Source organism: Cupriavidus cauae (assembly GCF_008632125.1).
Classification (GTDB): domain Bacteria; phylum Pseudomonadota; class Gammaproteobacteria; order Burkholderiales; family Burkholderiaceae; genus Cupriavidus; species Cupriavidus cauae.
Map to the genome: position 1 here is coordinate 1 of NZ_VWRN01000054.1, position 24179 is coordinate 24179.

Genomic DNA, 24179 nt, shown 5'->3' on the forward strand with positions numbered 1-24179 from the left:
AGCAGTTCCTGCTGGCCGTTGCCGGACACGCCGGCGATGCCGACGATCTCGCCGGCATGCAGGTCCAGCGCGATGCCGTCGAGCGCGGTGGCGAAGGCGTGCGCGCGCGGCAGCGACAGCTCGCGCACCGCCAGCCGCAGCGCGCCACGCGGCGTGGCCACGCGCGCCTCGCGCGGCGGCTCGCCGCCGATCATCATGCGCGACAGCGAGGCCGCGCTTTCCTGGCGCGGATCGCAGACGCCGGTGACCCGGCCCATCCGCATCACGGTGGCGCGATGGCACAGCGCGCGGATCTCGTCAAGCTTGTGGCTGATGTACAGGATGCTGGTGCCTTCGTCGGCGAGCTGGCGCAGCGTGACGAACAGCGTCTGCACCGCCTGCGGCGTCAGCACCGAGGTGGGTTCGTCGAGGATCAGCAATTGCGGCCGCGCCAGCAGCGCGCGCACGATCTCGACGCGCTGGCGCTCGCCCACCGACAGCGTGTGCACATGGCGCTCGGGCTCGAGCGGCAGGCCGTAGCGCGCGGCCGTCTCGCGGATGCGCGCGGCCAGCGCCTTCATCGAGGTGCCGCCGCGCTGCGCGGCCGGCAGGCCCAGCGCGATGTTCTCGGTCACAGTCAGCGTGTCGAACAGCGAGAAATGCTGGAACACCATCGCAATGCCCAGATCGCGGGCGTCGTGCGGGCTGTCGATGACCACCGGCGCGCCGTTGAAGTGCATCTGGCCGGCGTCGGGCTTGACCGCGCCGAAGATGATCTTCATCAGGGTCGACTTGCCGGCGCCGTTCTCGCCGAGCACGGCATGGATTTCACCGGGGGCGACGGTCAGCGAGACGTCGTCGTTGGCGGTCACGCCGGGATAGCGCTTGACGATATGGGCAAGCGCCAGCCTGGGGGGGAAATTGGATGTCACTGAGGCGGCTCTGGTTATGAGGCGGCTTCGTCCGTCGGCGCTGCGCGGCACCGGGCAATCCGCAGGGAAGCGGCGCCACGGCGCGGCGGCAGCGATCAGCAGTGAACAGCGGCAAGGCGTGGGCCAGCATGGCCGGCGCGCCTGGCCGCGTCATCACGGAAGCGTAATGCCTGTTATCAGGTCGGGATTATATAAGTGCGCGGGTCCCGGAACGGCCGATCTGGCCGCCGATGCAGGCCCCGCAACGGATAGCGGACGGTTGCAAGTCGCATGCCGGGTGCGGGCGCAGGGAAGGGGCCAGCGGCGGCGCGTGCTGCGCCGCGCGCGCGCAAGGCAGAGCCAGGCAAGGCCCGGCGAGCGCGGGCCGCGATGGCAGGCAGGCGCTCAGGCCGCCGAAGCGGGGGCGTTCGTGCCCTCGGCGGGCGTGGCGGCCGCCAGCGAGCCCTGCATCACCGCCTCGCGCTTCTCCAGCAGATGCTGGCGCAGGATCGCGGCGAGGCGCTTGCCGTCGCGCGCTTCCAGCGCCTGGATCATGGCCTCGTGGTCCTGCACCGCGCGGTCCCATTTCTGGGTCTGCTGGTTGGAGCGGAAGCGCAGCGCCTTGAGCCGGCGGTTGATCGACAGATAGGTCTGGCGCAGCACGCCATTGCGCGCGGCCGCGTTGATGCGGTCGTGGATCTCCTGGTTGCGGCTGTAGTAGCCGGAGAGATCGTTCTGCGCGCGGCAGGCCAGCATCGCGTAATGCAGCGCCTTGATCTGCGCCAGCTCGGCCGGCGTGATGCGCTCGCAGGCCAGTTCGCCGGCAAACGCTTCCAGTCCGGCCATCAGCTCGAAGGTCTCCCAGATCTCGGCCTCGGTCATGCGCGACACGCTGGCGCCGCGGTTCGGCGAGATCTCGATCAGGTTCTCGGCGGCCAGCACCTTGAACGCCTCGCGCAGCGGCGTGCGCGAAATCCCCAGCGTCTCGCACAGCTCGCGCTCGTTGAGCTTCATGCCGGGCTTGAGCACGCCCTCGGTGATGAACTTGCGCAGGTGCTCGACCACGGTGTCGTGCAGGCGCTGGCGCTCCAGCCGGGGCAGCAGCGGGGTGGCGCCGCTGTCGGGCAGCGGTTCCCCTTCGGCGGAATTTTGCATTCAAAGTCCTTATCCGTGATGTCCCGGCCATTCTAGCGCACAGTCGCGTGGAACTGTCCCGCAGCCCGCATGGCGCCGGCAATCCGGGTAAACGAGCGCGCTTGCGGGGCAATTTCCGCTTGGGATCGCCGGGGTCGGCTGCTAGAGTATTTTGAATTCAAAATTCAACAAGGAGGCACCCGCCCATGATCTCGCTCGATTTCCACCCCGCCGGCCGCCACTTCCTGCAGATCCCGGGACCGAGCCCGGTACCGGATCGCATCCTGCGTGCAATCAGCTATCCGACCATCGACCATCGCGGGCCGGAATTCGGGGCGCTCGGGCGCAAGGTGCTGGCCGACATCCGCAAGATCTTCAAGACCGAGCACCCGGTGATCATCTATCCCGCCTCGGGCACCGGGGCCTGGGAGGCCGCGCTGTCGAACACCACCAGCCCGGGCGACACCGTGCTGATGTACGAGACCGGGCATTTCGCCACGCTGTGGAAGTCGATGGCCGAGTCGCTGGGCCTGCAGCCGGAATTCCTCGGCCTGCCGGGCATCGAGGGATGGCGGCGGGGCGTGCAGCCCGACATGATCGAGGCGCGGCTGCGCGAGGACAGCGGCCATCGGATCCGCGCGGTCTGCGTGGTCCACAACGAGACCTCGACCGGCGTGACCTCCGACATCGCCGCGGTGCGCCGCGCGATCGATGCGGCCGGTCATCCGGCGCTGCTGATGGTCGATACGATCTCGGGCCTGGCCTCGGCCGACTATCGGCACGACGAGTGGGGCGTGGACGTGACGGTGTCGGGCTCGCAGAAGGGCCTGATGCTGCCGCCGGGCATCAGCTTCAACGCGCTGTCGCCAAAGGCCATCGCCGCCAGCAAGGCAGCGCGCATGCCGCGCAGCTTCTGGCGCTGGGACGAGATCATCGAGGCCAACAAGAACGGCTACTGGCCGTACACGCCGAACACCAACCTGCTGTACGGACTGTCCGAGGCGCTCGACATGATCCTGGAGGAGGGGCTGGACAACGTGTTCGCGCGCCATCAGCGCCTGGGCGAGGCGACCCGCCGCGCGGTGCGCGCCTGGGGCCTGGAGATCCAGTGCGCCGATCCGGCGGTCTACAGCCCGGTGCTGACCGGCGTGATGATGCCCGAGGGCGTCGACGCCGACGCGGTGCGCAAGCGCATCTACGAACGCTTCAACATGTCGCTGGGCCAGGCGCTGGGCAAGATGCGCGGCAAGATGTTCCGTATCGGCCATCTTGGCGACTGCAACGACCTGACGCTGATGGCGACGCTGTCGGGCTGCGAGATGGGACTGAAGCTGTCGGGCGTGCCGCTGCAGGGCAGCGGCGTGGCCGCGGCGATGGAGTACCTGACGTCGCATGCCGATACGCCGGCGCTGAAGGCCGCCGCCTGAGCGGATGGAGCTGCGATGACGGATCTGTCCACGCGCCTGGCCTCCACGTCGGTCCCTTCGTTGGCGTCACCATTGCCCGCGGCGCCGCTCGTCAGGCCGCTGCACTTCGTCCGCTCCGAGGGCGGGCCCGGCTCGCCGCTGGCGGCGCGGCTCAAGCGCGAGCTGCGCGGCGACGTGCTGTTCGACCGCGCCAGCCGCGGCCGCTATGCCACCGACGCGTCGATCTACCAGATCATGCCGGTCGGCGTGGTGGTGCCGCGCGACCAGCGCGATCTGCTGCTGGCGCTGGAGATCGCACGCGACGCGCATGCGCCGGTGCTGGCGCGCGGCGCCGGCACCAGCCAGTGCGGCCAGACCGTCGGCGAGGCGCTGGTGATCGACAACAGCAAGTGGCTGAACCAGGTGATCGACTTCGATCCGGTCGCGGCCACCGTCACGGTCGAGCCCGGCATCGTGCTCGACCACCTGAACGCCTGGCTCAAGCCGCATGGCCTTTGGTTCCCGGTCGACGTCTCCACCGGCGCGCAATGCACGATCGGCGGCATGGCGGGCAACAACTCCTGCGGCTCGCGCTCGCTCGCCTACGGCAACATGGTGCACAACGTGCTGGCGATCGACGCGGTGCTGGCCGACGGCGCGCAATGCCATTTCGGCTCGCTGGCGCAGGCGCCTACCGATCCGCGCGTGCAGGCGATGCTGGCGCAGCTGCGCGCGATCGCCACGCGCGAGCGCGACGAGATCGCCGAGCGCATGCCCAAGGTGCTGCGCCGCGTCGCGGGCTACAACATCGACCTGTTCGACTGCCAGAATCCGCGCGCCTATACCGACGACGGACACGCCAACCTGTCGCACCTGCTGGTCGGCTCCGAAGGCACGCTGGCCTACAGCCGGCAAATCACGCTGAAGCTCGCGCCGCTGCCGACGCACAAGGTGCTGGGCGTGGTCAATTTCCCGACCTTCTACCAGGCGATGGAAATGACCCAGCATATCGTGGGGCTCTCGCCGGTCGCCGTCGAGCTGGTCGACCGCACGATGATCGACCTGTCGATGGCCAACCCGGCCTTCCGCCCGGTGATCGCGTCGGCGCTGCGGGGCGAGCCGCAGGCGATCCTGCTGGTCGAGTTCGCCGGCGAGGATGCCGCCGCGCTGCGCGCCGACCTCGATGCGCTGGGCGAGCTGATGGGCGATCTTGGCCTGCCCGGCTCGGTGGTCAAGATGCCGGACGCCGGCGCGCAGAAGGCGCTGTGGGAAGTGCGCAAGGCCGGCCTGAACATCATGATGAGCATGAAGGGCGACGGCAAGCCGGTCTCCTTCATCGAGGACTGCGCGGTGCCGCTGCCGCACCTGGCCGAGTACACGCGCCGGCTGACCGAGGTGTTCCATCGCCACGGCACCGAGGGCACCTGGTATGCGCACGCCAGCGTCGGCACGCTGCACGTGCGGCCGATCCTCGATATGCGCCGCGACGGCGCCGCGAAGATGCGCGCGATCGCCGAGGAGGCCGCCGCGCTGGTGCGCGAGTACAAGGGCGCCTATTCGGGCGAGCACGGCGACGGCCTGTGCCGCGGCGAGTGGGTGGCCTGGCAATACGGCCCGCGCATCCATGCCGCCTTCGGCGAGATCAAGGCGCTGTTCGATCCGGACAACCGCTTCAACCCCGACAAGATCGTGCGGCCGCCGAAGATGGACACGCGCGAGCTGTTTCGCTTTCCGCCGGGCTACCAGCGGCTGCCGCTGCAGCCGGCGCTCGACTGGTCGGCCTGGAACGTCAGGCGCGATCCGCTGAGCGGCGAGGAAACGCCGCCGGGCAGCGGCGACGATCGCACCGGCGGGCTCGCCGCCGCGGTCGAGATGTGCAACAACAACGGCCACTGCCGCAAGTTCGACGCCGGCACCATGTGCCCGAGCTACCGCGTCACGCGCGACGAGCAGCATGTCACGCGCGGCCGCGCCAACACGCTGCGGCTCGCGGTATCGGGCCAGCTCGGCGACGAAGGACTGGCGAGCGAGGACGTCAAGGCGGTGCTCGACCTGTGCGTGTCGTGCAAGGGCTGCAAGCGCGACTGCCCGACCGGCGTCGACATGGCGCGTCTCAAGATCGAGGCGCGACACGCGTGGGCGCAGCGCCACGGGCTGACGCTGCGCGATCGGCTGGTGGCCTTCATGCCGCGCTATGCGCCGCTGGCGAGCCGGATGCCCGGGCTGATGGCGCTGGCCGACCGGATTCCGCTGCTGTCGGCATGGGCCAGGCGCGCACTCGGCTTCGCGCCGCAGCGCAGCCTGCCGCGCTGGCAGCGTTCGTTTCTGTCGACGATTGCGCGTGCCGGCCGCGGCGATGCCACCCCGGCCACTGCCGGCGCCGGCGCTGCGACGGACACCGCTTCCCTGGCCGCTTCGCTGGACGGTTCGATGAACGATCCGTTGCACGGTGCGGTCGCCGGGGGAAACCGGGAGGTGGTGCTGTTCGTCGACACCTTTAACAACCACATGGAGCCCGAGAACGCGCGCGCCGCGCAGGCGGTGCTCGAAGCGGCCGGCTACACCGTGCATCCGCTGATGCGGCCCGGCGAGCGTCCGCTCTGCTGCGGCCGCACCTTCCTGGCGGCGGGACTGGTCGAGCAGGCCCGCCAGGAGGCGCGGCGCCTGCTCGACGCGGTGCAGCCCTTCGTTGCGCGCGGCGTGCCCATCGTCGGGCTCGAGCCCTCGTGCCTGCTGTCGTTGCGCGACGAATTCCTCGGCTATGGCTATGGCGACGAGGCGGCGCGCCTGGCGGCGAGCGCCTTCCTGTTCGAGGAATTCCTGGTGCGCGAGCGCCAGGCGGGGCGCCTGAGCCTGAAGGAACTGGCACTGCAGCCGCTGCCGCAGCGCGAGGCGCTGGTGCACGGCCACTGCCACCAGAAGGCCTTCGACGCCTTCACGCCGGTGCAGACCGTGCTGGGCTGGATTCCCGAGCTGAAGGTGTCGCCGGTCAATTCGTCGTGCTGCGGCATGGCGGGCAGCTTCGGCTACGAGGCCGAGCACTACGAGGCCTCGATGGCGATGGCCGAGCTGTCGCTGCTGCCGGCGGTGCGGGCGCGCGCGGAGGACGCCATCGTGGTCGCAGACGGCACCAGTTGCCGGCATCAGATCGCCGATGGCGCCCACGCGCAGGCGTGGCACGTGGCGCGGGTGCTGGCGGCCGCGCTGGCGCAGCGGACGGACGGTGCAGCGCCGGGCGCGGCGAAGGACAGATAGCGCAGACCGATCGTGCAGACGGATGGCACAGCAGGGAGCGGGACAGCAGGGAGAGAGTAGCAGCACAGGGAGGACAGGCCGGCATCGTTGCCGTGCCGGGGCCAGACCCGTCCGCCGCACAGACCGCGACAAGGCCGCTCGACGGCCGGCACGGGGCGGACCGATGTGACATTCCAACGAGGAGACAGGCAATGCAAAGCAAGCACAGCAAGCAGGGCAAGCGTTCGATGCTGGCGTTCGGCGCCGTCGCGCTCGCGATCGGCGGCGCGCCGGCCGCGGCGTGGGCATGGGAGCCGACCAAGCCGGTCGAGATCGTCGTACCGTTCAGCGCGGGCGGTGCGTCCGACCAGATGGCGCGCTCGATCCAGAGCATCATCGCCAAGCACAAGCTGATGAGCCAGCCGGTCATCGTGGTCAACAAGGCCGGCGCCAGCGGTGCCGAGGGCCTGATGGACACCAAGGCGTCGCAGGGCAATCCGCACAAGCTGCTGGTGACCTCGTCCGCGCTGTACACGGTGCCGATGGTCAGCCACCTGCCGTTCAGCTGGCGCGACCTGACGCCGATCGCGATGGTGGCGCAGGACGAGTTCGTGCTGTGGACCAATGCCGAAGCGCCGTACAAGACCGTCGCCGAATTCGTCGAGGGCGCCAAGGCCGGCGCGGGCAAGGTCAAGATGGGCGGGACCAGCTCCAAGCGCGAGGACCAGATCATCACCACGCTGATCCAGAAGAAGACCGGCGCCAAGTTCATCTACGTGCCGTACAAGGGCGGCGGCGAGGCGGCCACGCAGCTGTCGGGCAAGCACATCGACGCCAACGTCAACAACCCGTCCGAATCGATCGGCCAGTGGCGGGCCGGCGAGCATCGTGCGCTGTGCGTGTTCGCGCCCGAACGGATGGGCTACACCACCAAGGTCACCCAGTCGCAGAGCTGGCGCGACGTGCCGACCTGCAAGGAGCAGGGGCTCGACGTCCAGTACCAGATGCTGCGCGTGTTCATGATGCCCGGCGGCATCACGCCCGATCAGCAGAAGTACTACGTGGAGCTGATGCGCAAGATCGTCGCCACGCCGGAGTGGAAGGAGTATCTGGAGCGCAATGCGCTCAAGAGCGAATTTCTCGCCGGCAAGGCGCTCGAGGATTTCCTCGCCAGGGACGAGAACGCGCACCGCGACATCCTGAAGGAAGCGGGTTTCATGGCCGCGCGCTGAGCCGGCACCGCCAATGGCGCGCGGACGGCTCGACGCGGGCCGCCGCGCGCACCGACTGGGAGAGTTTTCGATGGAAACACAGCAAGAGCATGCGGCCGCCGCCGGCGTCGACAAGGACGCGCACGCCGACGCACGCGGCGTGTCGCTGCGCGCGGTCGAGCTGGTGGTGGCCGCGCTGCTGCTGGCGGGCGCCGTGGTGGTGATCTGGAGCAACCACCGCATCGGCGCGGGCTGGGCGGCGGACGGCCCGGAGGCCGGCTACTTTCCGCTGCGCGTCGGCGCGATCGTGCTGGTGTGCAGCGTGGCCGTGGCATGGCAGGCCTGGCGCACGCCGGCCGACGCGATCTTCGCCAGCTGGCAGCAATTGCGGCAGGTCTGCGTGATCCTGCTGCCGCTGTCGGTCTATGTCGCGCTGATCGGCTGGCTCGGCATCTATGTCGCGTCGGCGATCTTCATCGCCGGCTTCATGATGGCGGTGGGCAAGGCCGAATGGTGGCGCGCGGTGCTGCTGGGCGCGGGGATCAATCTGGTGCTGTTCTGGATCTTCGAGATCCAGTTCCGGGTGCCGCTGCCGAAGGGCCCGCTGGAAGCGGCGCTCGGCTTCTAGGAGGGCGCCATGGAGGAATTCAATTCGCTGATGCACGGCTTCTCGGTCGCACTGTCGTGGCAGAACGTCGGCCTGATGTTCGTCGGCATCCTGCTCGGCATCGTGGTCGGCGTGCTGCCCGGGCTGGGCGGCCCCAACGGCGTCGCGATCCTGCTGCCGCTGACGTTCTCGATGGATCCGACCTCGGCCATCATCATGCTGTCCTGCATCTACTGGGGCGCGCTGTTCGGCGGCGCGATCACGTCGATCCTGTTCAATATCCCGGGCGAGGCCTGGTCGGTGGCGACCACCTTCGACGGCTACCCGCTGGCGCAGCGCGGCGAGGCGGGCCGGGCGCTGACCTCGGCCTTCACCGGCTCGTGCCTGGGCGCGATGGCCGGCGTGCTGTTGATCACCTGCCTGGCGCCGCTGGTGGCGAAGTTCGCGCTGCGCTTCGGGCCGCCCGAGTATTTCGCCGTCTATCTGCTGACGTTCTGCAGCTTCGTCGGCATGGGCAAGGAGTCCAAGCCCAAGATCCTGATCGCGATGTGCGTCGGCTTCCTGCTGGCGGCGGTCGGCATGGACACGGTCTCCGGCACGCTGCGCATGACCTTCGGCTCGACCGAGCTGCTGCGCGGCTTCGACTTCCTGGTGGCGGTGATCGGGCTGTTCGGCATCAGCGAGATCCTGATGACGATGGAGGAGGGCGTGGCGTTCCGCGGCAAGCAGGCGCGCATCGACCTGAAGGTGGTGCTGCGCACCTGGGCCGAGCTGCCGCGCTACTGGATGACGGTGCTGCGCTCATCGGCGATCGGCTGCTGGCTCGGCATCACGCCCGGCGGGGCCACCGCGGCGTCGTTCATGGGGTATGGCGTGGCCAAGCGGATGGCGCGCGATCCGGACTCGTTCGGAAAGGGCAATATCGAGGGCGTGGTCGCGCCCGAGACCGCCGCGCACGCGGCCGGCACCAGCGCGCTGCTGCCGATGCTGGCGCTGGGCATTCCGGGCTCGGCGACCGCCGCGGTGCTGCTGGGCGGGCTGATGATCTGGGGCCTGCAGCCCGGGCCGCTGCTGTTCCAGGAGCAGGGACCGTTCGTCTGGGGGCTGATCGCCAGCATGTACCTGGGCAATATCGTGGGGCTGCTGGTGGTGCTGTCGACGGTGCCGCTGTTCGCCGCGATCCTGCGCATCCCGTTCTCGATCATCGCGCCGCTGATCCTGGTGGTCTGCGCGATCGGCGCCTACACGGTCAACAACGCGCTGTTCGATGTCTGGCTGATGCTGGGCTTCGGGGTGATCGGCTATGTGTTGAAGAAGCTCGACTATCCGCTGGCGCCGCTGGTGCTCGCGCTGGTGCTCGGCGACCGCGCCGAGGACGCGTTCCGGCAGACCATGCTGGTCTCGTCCGGCTCGCTCGATATCTTCTGGTCCAACGGGCTGGTGGGCACCATCATGACGCTGGCCATCCTGGTGCTGATCTGGCCGATGATCGGCGACCTGCGCGCGCGGCTGCGCAAGGGCAAGGGCGTGGCGGCGGTGGAGGGGAACGGGTAAGGGCCGGTATAAGTCTGCCCTCTCCCCCGGCCCCTCTCCCGCAAGCGGGAGAGGGGAGCAAAACCGCGGCATGTCAGGGGTCGGTGGGTGTTCTCCCTCTCCCGCAGCAGGAAAGGGGAGCAAACCCGCGGCATGTCACGGGTCGGTGGGTGTTCTCCCTCTCCCGCTTGCGGGAGAGGGTCGGGGAGAGGGCCGGCCTTACCCCGCGCTCTGCACCTTCCCCTCGAACCGCCCGTCGCGGAAGTCGCTCAGCGCCTGGTGGATCTGCGCCTCGCTGTTCATCACGAACGGCCCGTACTGCACGATGGGCTCGCCCAGCGGCTTGCCGGCGATCAGCAGGAAGCGCGCATCCTGCGTGGCCTTGACGATCACGCCGTCGGCATCGGCCTCGTTGGCCAGCACGCCCATCCGCTGCGCGTCGAGCGCGGCGAGCGCGTCGCCCTCGCCGATGCTGACCTCGCCCCGATAGACGTAGACGAAGGCGTTATGCCCGGCAGGCAGAGCCTGCGCGAACGATTGCCCGGCCGGCAGCGCGACGTCCAGGTACAGCGGTTCGGTGACGGGCCGCGTCATCGCGCCCTGCACGCCGTGCGAGGCGCCGGCGAGCACGCGCACCACCGCGCCGACCGGCAGCGCGACGGTCGGGATCGCCGCGGCCGGCAGGTCGCGGTACCACGGTGCCGTCATCTTGTCGCTGGCCGGCAGGTTCAGCCACAGCTGGAAGCCCTCCATGCGGCCGTCCTGCTGCTCCGGCATCTCCGAATGCACGACGCCGGCGCCGGCCACCATCCATTGCGCGCCGCCGTTCTCCAGCAGGCCCTCGTTGCCGGCGCTGTCGCGATGGCGCATGCGGCCGGCCAGCATGTAGGTGATGGTTTCGAAGCCGCGATGCGGGTGGGCCGGAAAGCCGCCGATGTAGTCGTCGGCCCGGTCGGTGCCGAAGGCGTCGAGCATCAGGAACGGGTCCAGCCGGCGCTGCAGGTTCTGCGTCAGCACGCGGGTCAGCTTGACGCCGGCGCCGTCGGAGGTGGCGATGCCGCGCACCACGCGGTCGATGGTGCGGGTGCGCTGCACCGATTCCCCGGCGGTGGCCGGGATGGTGGTGGCGTCGTTCGGGTTGCGGATGTCGTCCATGTCGGATCTCCTGTGTCTTGGCGAGCGGCGCCTCGCGCCGCGTTACCCAGTCAATGTAAGGGATTGGCGGAAAAGCGGTAGCCGGGCGAAGGACAAAAGAGCGTTCCGTAGGTGGGACGATCGCAGCTCGTTTGTGAGCACGGATGGAACGCGGACGGGACGCCAGGAGTTCGGGAAAAGGCCGTGGCGAGGCCCGCTTTTGACTGGCCGGGAAGGCGCAACATGACGGCAGAAAGCCGCCCGATACCGACCGGGGTGACAAGATCGCTGAAGTTGGTTAGAATAGCGACCTCTTTGCCATCCGTTGTTGCAAATTAGCCGCTTGAGCTTCGCGCTCGGCGCGGCCGATTCGTGACCACGGCCGATTGATCCGGCGGCGCGTCGGAACCTTCAATTTTGCGCTGCCACTGGCCTGCGAGGTCTGACCGACCGTCCGCGACCGTCCATGCGTAGCCCGGCTCACCGCTGGCCGCCGCGTCCACCGTCGCCCGACCGTCGCACCGACCCGCAGCGCCGCGCCAGGGCCGCTGACGCCCGCCCGTTCCGGGCGGCCCCGCGGTCCGTCACCGGGCTCCCATCGCCTCGCCCCCCCTTTTGCGGCAATGGGCGCCCCCCGTCCGTCCGCCGGCATCCCGCCGGTCATGGCGGACAGCACCAATCTAGCCTGGACCCGGCCGGGTCCGCCGCCATGGCGCATGTCCCCATCGGGTCCCGCCATTGCGCTGGTCCGTTGCCGTCGTCCCTTCATGGACCGCCGTCGCGGCCGTCGCGCCTTGCCGCGCCGCGCTTTTGTCGCCGTCCGTCGTCGATCCGCCGATCGCGACGCCGGCCGGCTTACGGGAGGAAAGATGTCTCTGCGAATCTGGCGTGGACTCGGCTGGGCCGGTTTCATCGTGTTGGCACTGGCGGGCCTGCTGGCCTGGGTCGGCGTCGACACGATCGCCGAGCACCGCGAACGCCTGCTTTACGACGTGGCCGATCACCTGCGCCTGGTGGCGTGGTCGATGGCCCTGGCGCTCGCCACCGGCGTGCCCGCCGGCATCCTGCTGTCGCGGCCGGCGCTGCGGCGCTGGGCCGACCGGCTGATGCAGGTTTTCAATATCGGCAATACCGTGCCGTCGCTGGCGGTGCTGGCGCTGTCGCTGGCCGTGCTCGGCATCGGCGAGCGGCCGGCGGTGCTGGCGCTGTGGCTGGCCTCGCTGCTGCCGATCGTGCGCAATACCTGCGAGGGGCTGCGCGGCCTGCCGCCCGCGCTGCTGGAAGCGGCCAAGGGCATCGGCATGACGCCGCGCCAGCGCCTGCTGCGGGTCGAGCTGCCCAACGCGATGCCAGTGATCCTGGCCGGCGTGCGTACCAGCCTGGTCATCAACGTCGGCACCGTGCCGCTGTCGTTCCTGATCGGCGCCAACAGCCTCGGCGAACTGATCTTCCCCGGCATCTACCTGAACAAGCCGTCGCTGCTGCTGCTGGGCGCCGCGGCCACCGCGCTGCTGGCGCTGGCGCTCGACGCGCTGTTCGCCGCGGGCGGACGCTTCTACCTGCGCCGGCGAGGGCTGGCGGCATGAAGCGGAACCTCAAGGAGAACACCATGACGCTGATTCGATCGCTTCGTCCGCGCACGTGGATGGCCGCCCTGCTGAGCATCGCCGCGCTGCTGGCGAACGCCCCCGCGGCGGCCGCCGATCCGGTGCGCGTGGGCGGCAAGAATTTCACCGAGCAGCTGATCCTGTCGTCGATGACCTCGCAGTACCTGCGCGCCAAGGGCCTGACCACCGAGCTGACCGCCGGACTGGGCAGCACGCTGATGCGCCAGGCGATGGAGAGCGGCCAGCTCGACGTGGTGTGGGACTACACCGGTACCGCGCTGATCGTGTTCAACCGCGTCGAGGAAAAACTCGATGCCGAGCAGAGCTACGCCCGCGTCAAGGCACTGGATGCGGCCAAGGGCCTGGTGTGGCTGCAGCCCTCGACGATCAACAACACCTATGCGCTGGCGATGCCGCGCCACCGCGCCGAAGCCGCCGGCGTGAGCTCGCTGTCGGAGCTCGCGGACAAGATCCGCGCCGACGGCGAGGACAAGCGCCACGCCTTCGCGGTCGACATGGAGTTCGCCGCGCGCCCCGACGGCCTGGAGCCGCTGAAGGCCGCCTACGGGCTGCCATGGACGCGGCGCGACGTGATCCAGCTCGATCCGGGCCTGGTCTACACCGCGCTGCGCAACGACCAGGTCCAGACCGGCCTGGTGTACGCCACCGACGGCCGCGTCAAGGGCTTCGACCTGGTGCTGCTGCGCGACGACAAGGGCTTCTTCCCGGCCTACCAGGCGGTGCCGGTGGTGCGCAAGGCGGTGCTCGACGCGCATCCGCAGCTGGCCGAGCTGCTGAACGCGCTGGCCGCGGCGCTCGACAACGCGTCGATGACGGAGATGAACTACCGCGTCGACATCGAACAGAAACCGGTCGATGCCGTCGCGGCCGACTTCCTGCGCCAGCACGGGCTGATCTGACGCCTGCGCCGGGACGCCCACGGACAACCACGGACAACCACGGACAATCCATGGACCTGATTTCCTATCTGCAACACAGCTGGCCGACGCTGCTGAAGATGACCGGCGAGCATCTCGCGCTGGTCGGCGCGGCGGTCGGGCTGGCGATCCTGATCGGGGTGCCGCTCGGCATCCTGGCCACGCGCTGGCGCTGGCTGGCCACGCCGATGATGACGCTGGCCACGGTGGTGCTGACGATCCCGTCGATCGCGCTGTTCGGCCTGATGATCCCAGTGTTCGCGCGTTTCGGCCACGCGCTCGGCTACCTGCCGGCCGTTACCGCGGTGTTCCTGTATTCGCTGCTGCCGATCCTGCGCAACACCTATGTGGCGCTGGCCGGCATCGACAGCGGCATCCAGGAGGCCGGGCGCGGCATCGGCATGACCACCTGGCAGCGCATGCGGCTGGTCGACCTGCCGCTGGCGGTGCCGGTGATCCTCGGCGGTGTGCGCACCGCGGTGGTGATGAACATCGGCGTGGCCACCATCGCCGCGCTGATCGGCGCCGGCGGCCTCGGCGTGCTGATCCTGCAAGCGATCAGCCAGAGCAATATGAGCAAACTCGCGGTGGGCGCCGTCCTGGTCAGCCTGCTCGCCATCGTGGCGGACGTGTGCCTGCAATGGTTGCAGCGCGTGCTGACGCCCAAAGGAATCCGCACATGATCGAACTGGACCAACTGAGCAAATCGTTCACGCAGAAGGATGGCGCGCTGGTGCGCGCCGTCGACTCGGTGTCGCTGACGGTGCCGCGCGGCGAGATCTGCGTATTCCTCGGCCCGTCGGGCTGCGGCAAGACCACCACGCTGAAGATGATCAACCGGCTGATCCCGCCGACCTCGGGCCGCGTGCTGATCGAGGGCGAGGACACCGCCGGCATCGACGAGGTCGCGCTGCGCCGCAAGATCGGCTACGTGATCCAGCAGATCGGCCTGTTCCCCAACATGACGATCGAGCAGAACATCACCGTGGTGCCGCGCCTGCTGGGCTGGGACAAGCAGCGCTGCCGCGAACGCGCGCGCGAACTGATGGCGATGGTGCAGCTCGATCCGAACCGGATGCTGTCGCGCTATCCGCGCGAGCTGTCGGGCGGCCAGCAGCAGCGCATCGGCGTGATCCGCGCGCTCGCCGCCGACGCGCCGGTGCTGCTGATGGACGAGCCGTTCGGCGCGGTCGATCCGATCAACCGCGAAAGCATCCAGAACGAATTCCTGCAGATGCAGCGGCAGCTTGGCAAGACCGTGATCATGGTCTCGCACGACATCGACGAGGCGATCAAGCTGGCCGACAAGGTCGCGGTGTTCCGCGCCGGCAAGCTGGTCCAGTTCGATCATCCGGACGCGCTGCTGGCGCATCCGGCCGATGAGTTCGTGCAGGCCTTCGTCGGCCACGACAACACGCTCAAGCGCCTGCTGCTGGTGCGGGCCGGGGACGCCGCCACCATGGGCGCGACCGCGACGCCCGACATGCCGCTGGCGCAGGCGCTGGGGCTGATGGACGACGCCGACGTGCGCTACCTGCCGGTGCTCGATGCGGGCCAGCGCGCGCTGGGCTATGTGGCGCGCCGCGATGCGCGCAATCCGGCCGCGGGCAAGCAGGCCTGCGGCGACGTGCTGCGTCCGTTCGCCGCGACCGCGGCCTTCGACGAACATTTGCGCATCGTGCTGTCGCGCATGTACCAGCACAACACCAGCTGGCTGCCGGTGGTCGACGCCGAGGGCGTCTATCTGGGCGAGGTCACGCAGGAATCGATCGCGGGCTATCTGAGCTCGGGGCGCTCGCGCAGCAGCGGCATTGCCGCGCCCGGCACGTCCATCGCCCCGGCCGCCCAGGCTCCGGCTTCCGCTTCCACGGCCAGCGCCGCCGCACCGCTGCGCGCGGCGGCCTGAAGGGCACGGATGAAGGGCAGGGTGAAGGGAGGGGCCTGAGCGCCCGCGGCACGGCCCCGTGCGTCAGCGCAGCTTGCCGGGGCGCTCCATCGACCCGGCCAGCCTCTTCTTGATCGCGTCGATGGCCGCTTCGAGCTGTTCGCGGCAATGCAGCGAATCGGCGGCCTCGCGCACCCGCCACATCAGTTCCTTGCGCAGATGCCCCAGGCGGGTCTTGTAGTAGGTGTGCTCGGTGAAATCGGCATTGATCATCGCCGGGTTGATATAGATGCGATGGCCCCGCGCGCGCAGATCGGCGTGGAAACTGATGTGCTCGTTGACTTCCCCGCCGTTTGCATCGAGGCCCACATAGCGCCCTGTCACAAAGGCGTCCCTGCGGTAGACCGCGAAGCCGCCGAACGCCGACTCGACCTCGATCGGCGCGGCGTCAGACGGCACGCGGACCTGCTTGGAGGCGACGCACATTTCGACCGCCTGGCGATGGCCGACCACCGCGGCCATCTCGCGATAGGCCGCCCAGCAGTCTAGCGGCGCCCAGGCCGGATGCCGCAGGGCCCAGATATCGTAGTAGCCCAGCCGCTGGTTGGCCGTCATCACGCTCCAGTCGACGTCGCTGCGCCAGCAGCTGAGCACCGCCTCGGCGCTCAGCTGATGATTGATGTTGTCCAGATCGGCGGCCATCACGTAGTCGATATGGCGATAGCGCGGGTCGTTGGCCACGCGCTCGACATAGACATTGCGGCAGACCGCGATGCGGTCGCATCGGATCGGATGGCGATCGCGCAGCGTGCCCATCGACTCGAAGACAAAGCCCGGCACCTGCGCGGCGAGCTGCCGCAGCCGCGGCACCGAATCGTCCACCGAGTCGCTTTCGATCAACAGGAAGCCGACCGAGGCGAAGCCGGACAGGATGCTGCGAAAGCGGGCCACTTCCTCCGCGATGGTCGCGCCGCAGTTCCGCACCGGTCCGACCACCACCACATGGGCGGCGGCGGGAGGGATGCGTTCGGCGCGCGGCGGAGCATTCATGGTGGCGATCCTTGGTCGTGGCGGGAGACGCGTGACGGTGATGACGTCACTGTACTTGCGCTTCTCCCCGGCGACTGTGGGATGGCTCGCATAGCGGGCCGCGCCGGGCCTGGGAATGGCCGCGTTCAGCCGTGGCAGAGGGCGCCGGGCGGCGCCCCCCTTGCGGCAGGATCGTGTCAGGCGCGCGTCAGCTCGCCGTCGCGCAGCCGCCAGAGCCCCAGCGGATTGTCGTCGCGCAGCGCCGGCGGCAGCAGTTCGCCGGGCACGTTCTGATAGCAGACCGGACGCAGGAAGCGCGCGATCGCCGCGGCGCCGACCGAGGTCGTGCGCGCGTCGGAGGTGGCCGGGAACGGGCCGCCATGCACCATCGCGTAGGAAACTTCCACGCCGGTCGGATAGCCGTTGAACAGCACCCGTCCGGCCTTGCGCTCGAGCACCGGCAGCAGTTGCCGCGCGGCCGCGTGGTCGCCGGCATCGGCGTGCACGGTCGCGGTCAGCTGGCCCTCCAGGCTGCGCGTCAGCGCGGTCATCTCGTCGATGTCCCGGCAGGTCACCAGTACCGAAGACGGACCGAACACCTCGGCCTGCATCCGATGGTCGGCGATGAACTGCGCGGCGCTGGTCTCGAACATCGCGGCGCAGGCCTGGTTGGGGCCGGTGCCGGCCAGGCCCGTGCCGATGCGCTGCAGGCCGTTGATCTCGCCAAGCCTGGCCACGCCCTGCTGATAGGCCTGATGGATGCCCGGCGTCAGCATCGTGCCGGCGGGCTTGCCGCCCAGCGCCTGCACCGCGGCCGCGCGGAAGGCGGCCAGCGCCGGGCTGTCGATGGCGATCACGAGGCCCGGGTTGGTGCAGAACTGGCCGACCCCCATCACCAGCGAGTCGATCAGCTCGGCGGCGATGCGTTCGCCGCGCGCGGCCAGCGCCGCCGGCATCAGGAACACCGGATTGATGCTGCTCATCTCGGCATAGACCGGGATCGGCTGCGGCCGCTGCTGCGCCACGCGCGTCAGCGCCAGGCCGCCGCCGCGCGAGCCGGTGAAGCCCACCGCCTGGATCGCCGGATGCGCGACCAGCGCGGTGCCGATCTCGTTGCCGGCGCCCAGCACCAGCGAGAACACGCCTTCCGGCAGGCCGGCGTCGGCCACCGCCTGCTGAATCACGCGGCCGACCAGCTCGGAGGTACCCAGATGGGCGGGGTGCGACTTGGCGACGACCGGGCAGCCCGCCGCCAGCGCCGACGCGGTATCGCCGCCGGCCACCGAGAACGCGAGCGGGAAGTTGCTGGCGCCGAATACCGCCACCGGGCCCAGCGCGATGTTCTGCATGCGCAGGTCGGGACGCGGCGGCGTGCGCTCGGGCAGCGCGCTGTCCCAGGTGGCCTGCTGCCAGCGGCCGTCGCGCAGTACGCGGGCGAACAGACGCAGCTGATTGGCGGTGCGGCCGCGTTCGCCCTGCAGACGCGCCAGCGGCAGGCCGCTCTCGCGATGGGCGCGTTCGATCAGCGTGTCGCCGAGCGCCTCGATGCCGTCGGCGATGCGCTCCAGAAAGGCGGCGCGCTGTTCCGGCAGCGTGTTGCGGAAGGGATCGAAGGCCTGTTCGGCCAGCACGCAGGCACGGTCGACCTCGGCCGCGCCGCCGCCGTGGAAGTCGGGGCCCAGCGTCGCGCCGGTGGCGGGATCGATCGCCTGCAGCACGGCGTCCTGGCCGCGCACGGCGCTGGCGCCGATCAGCATCTCTCCGGTGATCTTCATTGGCTTCTCCTGAAAACGTCGATGGCGCAGCGGCCGCCGCGGTTCCAGACCGGGGGCGGCCGATGCGCCGGGGGCATCATGGCGCGCGCCGCGCCGGCATGGCCGGCCGCGGCGCGCGCACGAACGAACAGCGTTACTGGCCGCCGACCTTGTCGATCAGCCGTTGCAGCATCGCGCATTCCTCTTCGCTCAGATCGGTCAGCGGCGCGCGCACCGGGCCTGCGTCGTGGCCGACCAGGCGGGCGCCCGCCTTGATGATGCTGACCGCGTAGCCCTGCTTGCGGTTGCGGATGTCGAGGTAGGGCAGGAAGAAGGTATCGATCAGGCGGCCGACGGTCTCGTGATCCTCGGCGGCGATGGCGCGATAGAAATCCATCGCGGTCTTCGGGATGAAGTTGAACACCGCCGACGAGTAGACCGGCACGCCCAGCGCGCGATAGGCCGCGGCGTAGACCTCGGCCGTCGGCAGCCCGCCCAGGTAGGCGAAGCGCTCGCCCAGCCGGCGGCGGATCGACACCATCAGCTCGATGTCGCCCAGGCCGTCCTTGTAGCCGATCAGGTTCGGGCAGCGCTCGGCCAGCCGTTCCAGCTGCACCGCATTCAGGCGGCACACCGCGCGGTTGTAGACGATCACGCCGCAGGACACCGAGCGGCAGACCGCCTCGACGTGGTTGGCGATGCCTTCCGGGCTGGCTTCGGTCAGGTAGTGGGGCAGCAGCAGCACGCCGTGGGCGCCCAGGCGCTCGGCCTCCTGCGCATAGGCGATCGCGACGCGGGTCGGGCCGCCGGCGCCGGCGATGATCGGCACCTTGCCGCGGCAGGTATCGACCGCGGTGCGGATGATGTCGCTGTACTCGTTCGGGGCCAGCGAGAAGAACTCGCCGGTGCCGCCGGCGGCGAACAGCGCGCTGGCGCCGTACGGGGCGAGCCATTCGAGACGCTTGGCGTAGGAGGCCGCGGCGAAGTCGCCGTTGGCGTCGAAATCGGTCACCGGGAACGACAGCAGGCCGGCGCTGATGATCTGTTTGAGGTCTTGGGGGTTCAGGGACATGGTGGTTTCCGATGAAAAGGCCGGGCGGCGTGCCCGAATGCGCAACGTTGGACGGTGGCGGCGCCGGGACAAGGAAGCCGAGGCGCCGCTCGATGAACGTCATCATAAGACATCGTACAACTAAGACGCAAGAGCCCGGCGCCGGGGGTTAACCCTCGGCGCCGGCGTGCCGGGGTCAGGCGGGGGTGCTGGCGGCCGCTGCCGATGCCTTGCGCAGGCGTTCGCGGCTGTTGGTCAGATGCATGCGCATCGCCGCCTTGGCGCCATCGGGGTCGCGGCGCTCGATCGCGTCGTAGATGCTGTCGTGCTCGAAGTTGACCCGTTCCAGATATTGCTCGCGGTCGCCGGGCGTGACGTGCAGCCGGCCGCGCGGGATCACCGAGGCGCCAAGATGGCCCAGCATCTCGCTGAAGTAGCGGTTGCCGGTGGCGCGCGCGACGGCCAGGTGGAAGGCGAAGTCGGAGGCGACCGAATCGCCCCCGGAAGCGGCGGTGCGCTTCAGCTCGTCCAGCGCGCGCCGCATCTCGGCCAGATCGGCGTCGCCGCGCCGCACGGCGGCCAAGCCGGCGGCCTCGGCCTCGATGCTGACGCGGAATTCCAGCATCGCCAGCACGTCCATCGCGGTAACCATGGCCGACGGATCGATGCGGAAGGGGGAGGCCGATTCGGCCGGGGGCGGCGTCAGCACGAAGGTGCCGATGCCGTGGCGGGTCTCGACCAGGCCGCTCGCCTGCAGGCGGGACAGCGCCTCGCGCACCACGGTGCGGCTGACGCCGAGCGTGGCCATGATTTCCGATTCGGTGGGCAGCTTGTCGCCGGGGCGCAGCGTGCCCTGGCGAATGCTGTCGGTCAGGCTGGCGACCGCTTCTTCGGCCAGCGTGCGGCCGCGGCGGCGAAGCGGAGTGGGGGCCAAGGTCGAGGCTTTCATAGGGTAAGTACGGTGCTTGACCGGTTCTGGAACGGCTCATTATACTGCGTCGTAAGTTATACGACGACTGATAACCGACTTTACCTCGTCCCGCTCCGTGCCACCATCGGGTGTGCCCCGGGCCGGGAGACAAAAAGCCATCCGAGACAGCATTCCGAGACGCTTCATGACAGACCAATCGATCTCCGCGCCGGGCGCCACGCCCGTCGTCACCGAACTGACCGTGATCCCGGTCGCCGGCCACGACAGCATGCTGATGAACCTGTCGGGCGCCCACGGTCCCTTCTTCACGCGCAATGTGGTGCTGCTCAAGGACAGCGCCGGCCGTACCGGCGTCGGCGAGGTGCCGGGCGGCGAGGGTATCCGGCAGACGCTGGAGGACGCCCGCCCGCTGGTGGTCGGCCAGCCGATCGGCGCCTACCAGGCGGTGCTCAATCGCGTGCGGCAGGCCTTCGCCAGCCGCGATGCGGGCGGGCGCGGCCTGCAGACCTTCGATCTGCGCATCACGATCCATGCGGTCACCGCGCTGGAAGCGGCGCTGCTCGACCTGCTGGGCAAGCACCTGGACGTGCCGGTCGCCGCGCTGCTCGGCGAAGGGCAGCAGCGCGACGCCGTCGAGATGCTCGGCTATCTGTTCTATATCGGCGACCGCAAGCGCACCACGCTGCCGTATCGCCAGGAAGCCGATGCCGACGATGCCTGGTTCCGGCTGCGCAACGAGGAGGCGATGACGCCCGAGGCGGTGGTGCGCCTGGCCGAGGCCGCCTACCAGCGCTACGGTTTCAACGACTTCAAGCTCAAGGGCGGCGTGCTGCGCGGCGACGAGGAGATGGAAGCGATCGTCGCGCTGGCCGAGCGCTTTCCCAAGGCCCGCATCACGCTCGATCCGAACGGCGCCTGGTCGCTGGCCGAGGCGGTCCGGCTGTGCCGCGACAAGCATGGCGTGCTCGCCTACGCCGAGGACCCGTGCGGCGCCGAGGACGGCTATTCGGGCCGCGAGATCATGGCCGAATTCCGCACCGCCACCGGGCTGCCGACCGCGACCAACATGATCGCCACCGACTGGCGGCAGATGGGCCATGCCGTGCGGCTGCAGTCGGTCGACATTCCGCTGGCCGATCCGCACTTCTGGACCATGCAGGGCTCGGTGCGCGTCGCGCAGATGTGCGCGGAGTGGGGGCTCACATGGGGCTCGCATTCGAACAACCACTTCGATATCTCGCTGGCGATGTTCACCCATGTGGCCGCGGCCGCGCCGGGGCGTGTCACCGCGATCGACACGCACTGGATCTGGCAGGACGGCCAGCGCCTGACCAAGGAGCCGCTGAAGATCGAAGGCGGCATGGTGCAGGTGCCCAAGCGCCCCGGCCTCGGCGTCGAGATCGACATGGCCGAGCTGGACAAGGCCCATCAGACCTATCGCAACATGGGACTGGGGGCGCGCGACGACGCGGTGGCGATGCAGTTCCTGATCCCGGGCTGGAAATTCGACAACAAGGCGCCGTGCATGGTGCGGTAGCGGGATTCGGCGGCATCGCCGCCGGTATCCGAAACACCATCGTCGAAGCGACGACATCGAAACGACATCATCTAACGACCGCAGCTCGACCACGAGCAGAGATTCAGGAGACAACATGAGCAAGACCCACTTCCTGCGCGGCGCCGCCGCGACCGCGCAAACCTGTGTGCGCCGCCTGCCGCGGCTGATGCTGACGGCGGGCGTGCTGGCCGGCGCGTTCGCCGCCGGCCTGCTGGCCACCGGCACCGCCGCCGCGCAGGACTGGCCGCAGAAACCGGTGACCGTGGTGGTGCCGTTCCCGCCGGGCGGTTCGACCGACACCATCGCGCGCATGCTGGCGCAGCCGCTGAACGAAAAGCTGGGCCAGCCCTTCGTGGTCGAGAACCGTCCGGGCGCGACCGGCGCGATCGGCGCGGCGATGGTCAAGCGCGCGCCGCCCGACGGCTACACGATCATGATCGCGTCGATCGGCGTCTACGCGGTCAACCCCTTCCTGCAGAAGAACCTGCCGTACGATCCGGCCAAGGACTTCGACCTGCTGACGGTCGCGGTGCGCGCCCCCAACGTGCTGGTCGCCAATCCGTCGGTGGCGGCGCGCAGCGTGCAGGATCTGGTGGCCCATATGAAGAAGAACCCGGGCAAGGTCAGCTTCGCCTCGTCGGGCGCCGGTTCGTCCGACCACCTGACCGCGGCGCTGTTCTGGCAGAAGACCGGCACCACCGGCCTGCACGTGCCGTACAAGGGCGGCGGCCCGGCGATCCAGGATCTGCTGGCCGGCCAGGTCGAGGTCTCGTTCCAGAACATCAACGCGGTGATCCAGCACATCAAGGCCGGCAAGCTGAAGGCGCTGGCGATTACCTCGGAGAAGCGCTCGCCGCTGCTGCCGGACGTGCCGACGCTGGCCGAAGCGGGCGTCAAGGACGTCGAGGTCTACTCGTGGCAGGCGGTTGCCGCCCCGCGCGGACTGCCGGCCAACGTCAAGTCGCGCCTGCACGGTGCGCTGGTCAGCTCGCTGACCGATCCGAAGATGCGCGCCAAGCTGGCCGAGACGGGCTTCGAGGTCGTCGCCAATACGCCGGAGCAGTTCGCGCAGTTCGAGAACCAGGAACTGCAGCGCTGGAAGAACGTGATCGAGACCGGCAAGATCACCATCGATTGAGATTGACGATCGGCGATCGGCGATTCTCTCCACGACATGTCGTTGCCCCGCCCTGTGCGGGGCTTTTTTATGGTCGCGCGGATATGGCCGTAGTCACGTGGCCTTGGGATGTGTGGGGGATGAAGGGCCGGGAATAAGGACCCGGATACGTGCCCGGGAACAAGGGCCGGCAATAAGGTCGGGCAATAAGGGCGGAGAAGGCGGTGAGGGCGGAGAGAAGGCCGCGATGAAGGCCGCGATGGGGCCGGGACCTTGTGCCTCGGATGGCGGAGACGGTGAGATTCGAACTCACGGATGGGTCACCCCATCGGCAGTTTTCAAGACTGCTGCCTTAAACCACTCGGCCACGTCTCCAGTCCCCTTGATGGCCGGCCTTGCGACCGGCCGCGCATTATAGCAAGGCGGGTTGGGCCCGGGAAACGGGGCGGCAAACGGGCCGCGGAAAGGCCGCGGAAACGGCCAGGGAAACGCCTCGTTACACATCTTGCACCGCGGGAAGACAAGAAACGCGGGCTGTCGGCGTCCGTCCGACATCGCGGAACCTTGTCTGGATGTATATCTCCTAGGGCAGGAGGGAGCGGCGCCGCGCCGCATCCCGTCTCTTCTCGTCCCAGTCAGGAGAACATTAAATGAATGGCAAGACTTTGTTGGGCACCGCTGCGCTGGCCGCGGCAATCGGCACCGCCGGCTGCGCGGCGCCCGGTGGCGGTTATGGCTACGGTGCCCCCAATGCCGGCTACCAGACCGGCCAGGGGGCCTACCAGGCGCCCGCGGGCTCGGTGTTCTACGGCCGCGTCGAAGCGATCGAGCCGATCCAGCAACCGCGCGGCGCCAGCTCGGGTCTGCTCGGCACGGTGATCGGCGGCCTCGCCGGCGGCCTGCTCGGCCACCAGATCGGTGGCGGCCGCGGCCAGACCATCGCGACCATCGGCGGTGCGGTGGCGGGCGGCGTGGCCGGCAACCAGATCGAACAGCGCGCCACCGGCGGCATGGAAACCGTCTATCGCGTGCACGTGCGCCTGGACGATGGCCGCATGGCCACCGTCACGCAGCGCCAGGCCAACAATCTGCAGGTCGGCCAGCGCGTGCAGGTCGCCAACGACATGGCGTCGCCGATCTGACGCTGACGCGATGTCCGC

19 protein-coding genes and 1 tRNA gene are annotated in these 24179 nt (G+C 69.3%); 12 read left to right on the top strand and 8 right to left on the bottom strand.

The features are described from left to right. Both F1599_RS21755 and F1599_RS21760 read right to left on the bottom strand, forming a co-directional pair. Positions 1–911: ABC transporter ATP-binding protein (locus F1599_RS21755; RefSeq protein WP_150084550.1), on the bottom strand; the 911-nt coding region annotated here is incomplete at its 3' end. Positions 912–1295: 384 nt separating this feature from the next. Continuing rightward, complete coding sequence (locus tag F1599_RS21760; RefSeq protein WP_149317940.1) at positions 1296–2045, bottom strand: GntR family transcriptional regulator; 750 nt, start codon at positions 2043–2045, stop codon at positions 1296–1298. A 185-nt stretch (positions 2046–2230) separates the two neighbouring features. Between F1599_RS21760 and F1599_RS21765 the strand changes: the two genes are divergently transcribed. The 5 genes from F1599_RS21765 to F1599_RS21785 all read left to right on the top strand — a co-directional run bounded on the left by F1599_RS21765 (position 2231) and on the right by F1599_RS21785 (position 10036). After that, a complete protein-coding gene (locus F1599_RS21765) occupies positions 2231–3451 on the top strand; it encodes a pyridoxal-phosphate-dependent aminotransferase family protein (RefSeq protein WP_150084553.1) in 1221 nt (406 codons plus the stop codon). 15 nt (positions 3452–3466) lie between these two features. Beyond that, complete coding sequence (locus F1599_RS21770; protein ID WP_150084555.1) at positions 3467–6685, top strand: FAD-binding and (Fe-S)-binding domain-containing protein; 3219 nt, start codon at positions 3467–3469, stop codon at positions 6683–6685. 227 nt (positions 6686–6912) lie between these two features. Then, positions 6913–7896, top strand: coding sequence for a tripartite tricarboxylate transporter substrate binding protein (locus tag F1599_RS21775; protein ID WP_149318033.1), 984 nt, complete (start codon positions 6913–6915; stop codon positions 7894–7896). A 70-nt stretch (positions 7897–7966) separates the two neighbouring features. Then, on the top strand, positions 7967–8503 hold the full coding sequence (locus F1599_RS21780) for a tripartite tricarboxylate transporter TctB family protein (RefSeq protein ID WP_150084556.1): 537 nt from the start codon (positions 7967–7969) through the stop codon (positions 8501–8503). Positions 8504–8512: 9 nt separating this feature from the next. Then, on the top strand, positions 8513–10036 hold the full coding sequence (locus F1599_RS21785) for a tripartite tricarboxylate transporter permease (RefSeq protein ID WP_149317944.1): 1524 nt from the start codon (positions 8513–8515) through the stop codon (positions 10034–10036). A gap of 198 nt (positions 10037–10234) precedes the next feature. On the opposite strand, the gene F1599_RS21790 is transcribed toward F1599_RS21785, so the two are convergent. Beyond that, positions 10235–11170, bottom strand: coding sequence for a pirin family protein (locus F1599_RS21790; RefSeq protein ID WP_150084557.1), 936 nt, complete (start codon positions 11168–11170; stop codon positions 10235–10237). 848 nt (positions 11171–12018) lie between these two features. Here F1599_RS21790 and F1599_RS21795 point away from each other — a divergent pair. The 4 genes from F1599_RS21795 to F1599_RS21810 are packed head-to-tail and all read left to right on the top strand — an operon-like array spanning position 12019 to position 15600. Beyond that, positions 12019–12735 (top strand): ABC transporter permease, encoded by a 717-nt coding sequence (locus F1599_RS21795; RefSeq protein ID WP_149317946.1) that lies wholly within the window; start codon positions 12019–12021, stop codon positions 12733–12735. Positions 12736–12758: 23 nt separating this feature from the next. Continuing rightward, positions 12759–13676: a glycine betaine ABC transporter substrate-binding protein gene (locus tag F1599_RS21800; RefSeq protein ID WP_150084558.1), complete on the top strand. Its 918-nt coding sequence runs from the start codon at positions 12759–12761 to the stop codon at positions 13674–13676. Between the two features lie 50 nt (positions 13677–13726). After that, complete coding sequence (locus F1599_RS21805) at positions 13727–14377, top strand: ABC transporter permease (protein ID WP_149317948.1); 651 nt, start codon at positions 13727–13729, stop codon at positions 14375–14377. Continuing rightward, on the top strand, positions 14374–15600 hold the full coding sequence (locus F1599_RS21810) for an osmoprotectant ABC transporter ATP-binding protein OsmV (RefSeq protein WP_150084559.1): 1227 nt from the start codon (positions 14374–14376) through the stop codon (positions 15598–15600). The genes F1599_RS21805 and F1599_RS21810 overlap by 4 nt, the downstream gene beginning before the upstream one ends. Positions 15601–15663: 63 nt before the next feature. On the opposite strand, the gene F1599_RS21815 is transcribed toward F1599_RS21810, so the two are convergent. The 4 genes from F1599_RS21815 to F1599_RS21830 form a co-directional block, all read right to left on the bottom strand. Continuing rightward, complete coding sequence (locus F1599_RS21815; RefSeq protein ID WP_150084560.1) at positions 15664–16629, bottom strand: hypothetical protein; 966 nt, start codon at positions 16627–16629, stop codon at positions 15664–15666. Positions 16630–16805: 176 nt separating this feature from the next. Continuing rightward, positions 16806–18383 (bottom strand): aldehyde dehydrogenase (NADP(+)), encoded by a 1578-nt coding sequence (locus F1599_RS21820; protein WP_150084561.1) that lies wholly within the window; start codon positions 18381–18383, stop codon positions 16806–16808. A 133-nt stretch (positions 18384–18516) separates the two neighbouring features. Beyond that, complete coding sequence (gene kdgD, locus F1599_RS21825; RefSeq protein ID WP_223129683.1) at positions 18517–19434, bottom strand: 5-dehydro-4-deoxyglucarate dehydratase; 918 nt, start codon at positions 19432–19434, stop codon at positions 18517–18519. A 175-nt stretch (positions 19435–19609) separates the two neighbouring features. Then, on the bottom strand, positions 19610–20362 hold the full coding sequence (locus F1599_RS21830; protein ID WP_150084563.1) for a FadR/GntR family transcriptional regulator: 753 nt from the start codon (positions 20360–20362) through the stop codon (positions 19610–19612). 166 nt (positions 20363–20528) lie between these two features. Between F1599_RS21830 and gudD the strand changes: the two genes are divergently transcribed. Together gudD and F1599_RS21840 are read left to right on the top strand one after the other, a co-directional pair. Further along, positions 20529–21881, top strand: coding sequence for a glucarate dehydratase (gene gudD / locus F1599_RS21835; RefSeq protein WP_150084565.1), 1353 nt, complete (start codon positions 20529–20531; stop codon positions 21879–21881). 187 nt (positions 21882–22068) lie between these two features. Further along, positions 22069–23040, top strand: a complete 972-nt coding sequence (locus tag F1599_RS21840) for a Bug family tripartite tricarboxylate transporter substrate binding protein (protein ID WP_223819814.1) — start codon at positions 22069–22071, stop codon at positions 23038–23040. Positions 23041–23304: 264 nt separating this feature from the next. Here F1599_RS21840 and F1599_RS21845 read toward each other — a convergent pair. Then, positions 23305–23394 (bottom strand) — tRNA-Ser (locus tag F1599_RS21845). Between the two features lie 275 nt (positions 23395–23669). On the opposite strand from F1599_RS21845, the gene F1599_RS21850 reads away from it, so the two are divergent. Continuing rightward, positions 23670–24161, top strand: coding sequence for a glycine zipper 2TM domain-containing protein (locus tag F1599_RS21850; RefSeq protein ID WP_149317954.1), 492 nt, complete (start codon positions 23670–23672; stop codon positions 24159–24161). Positions 24162–24179: the final 18 nt, after the last annotated feature.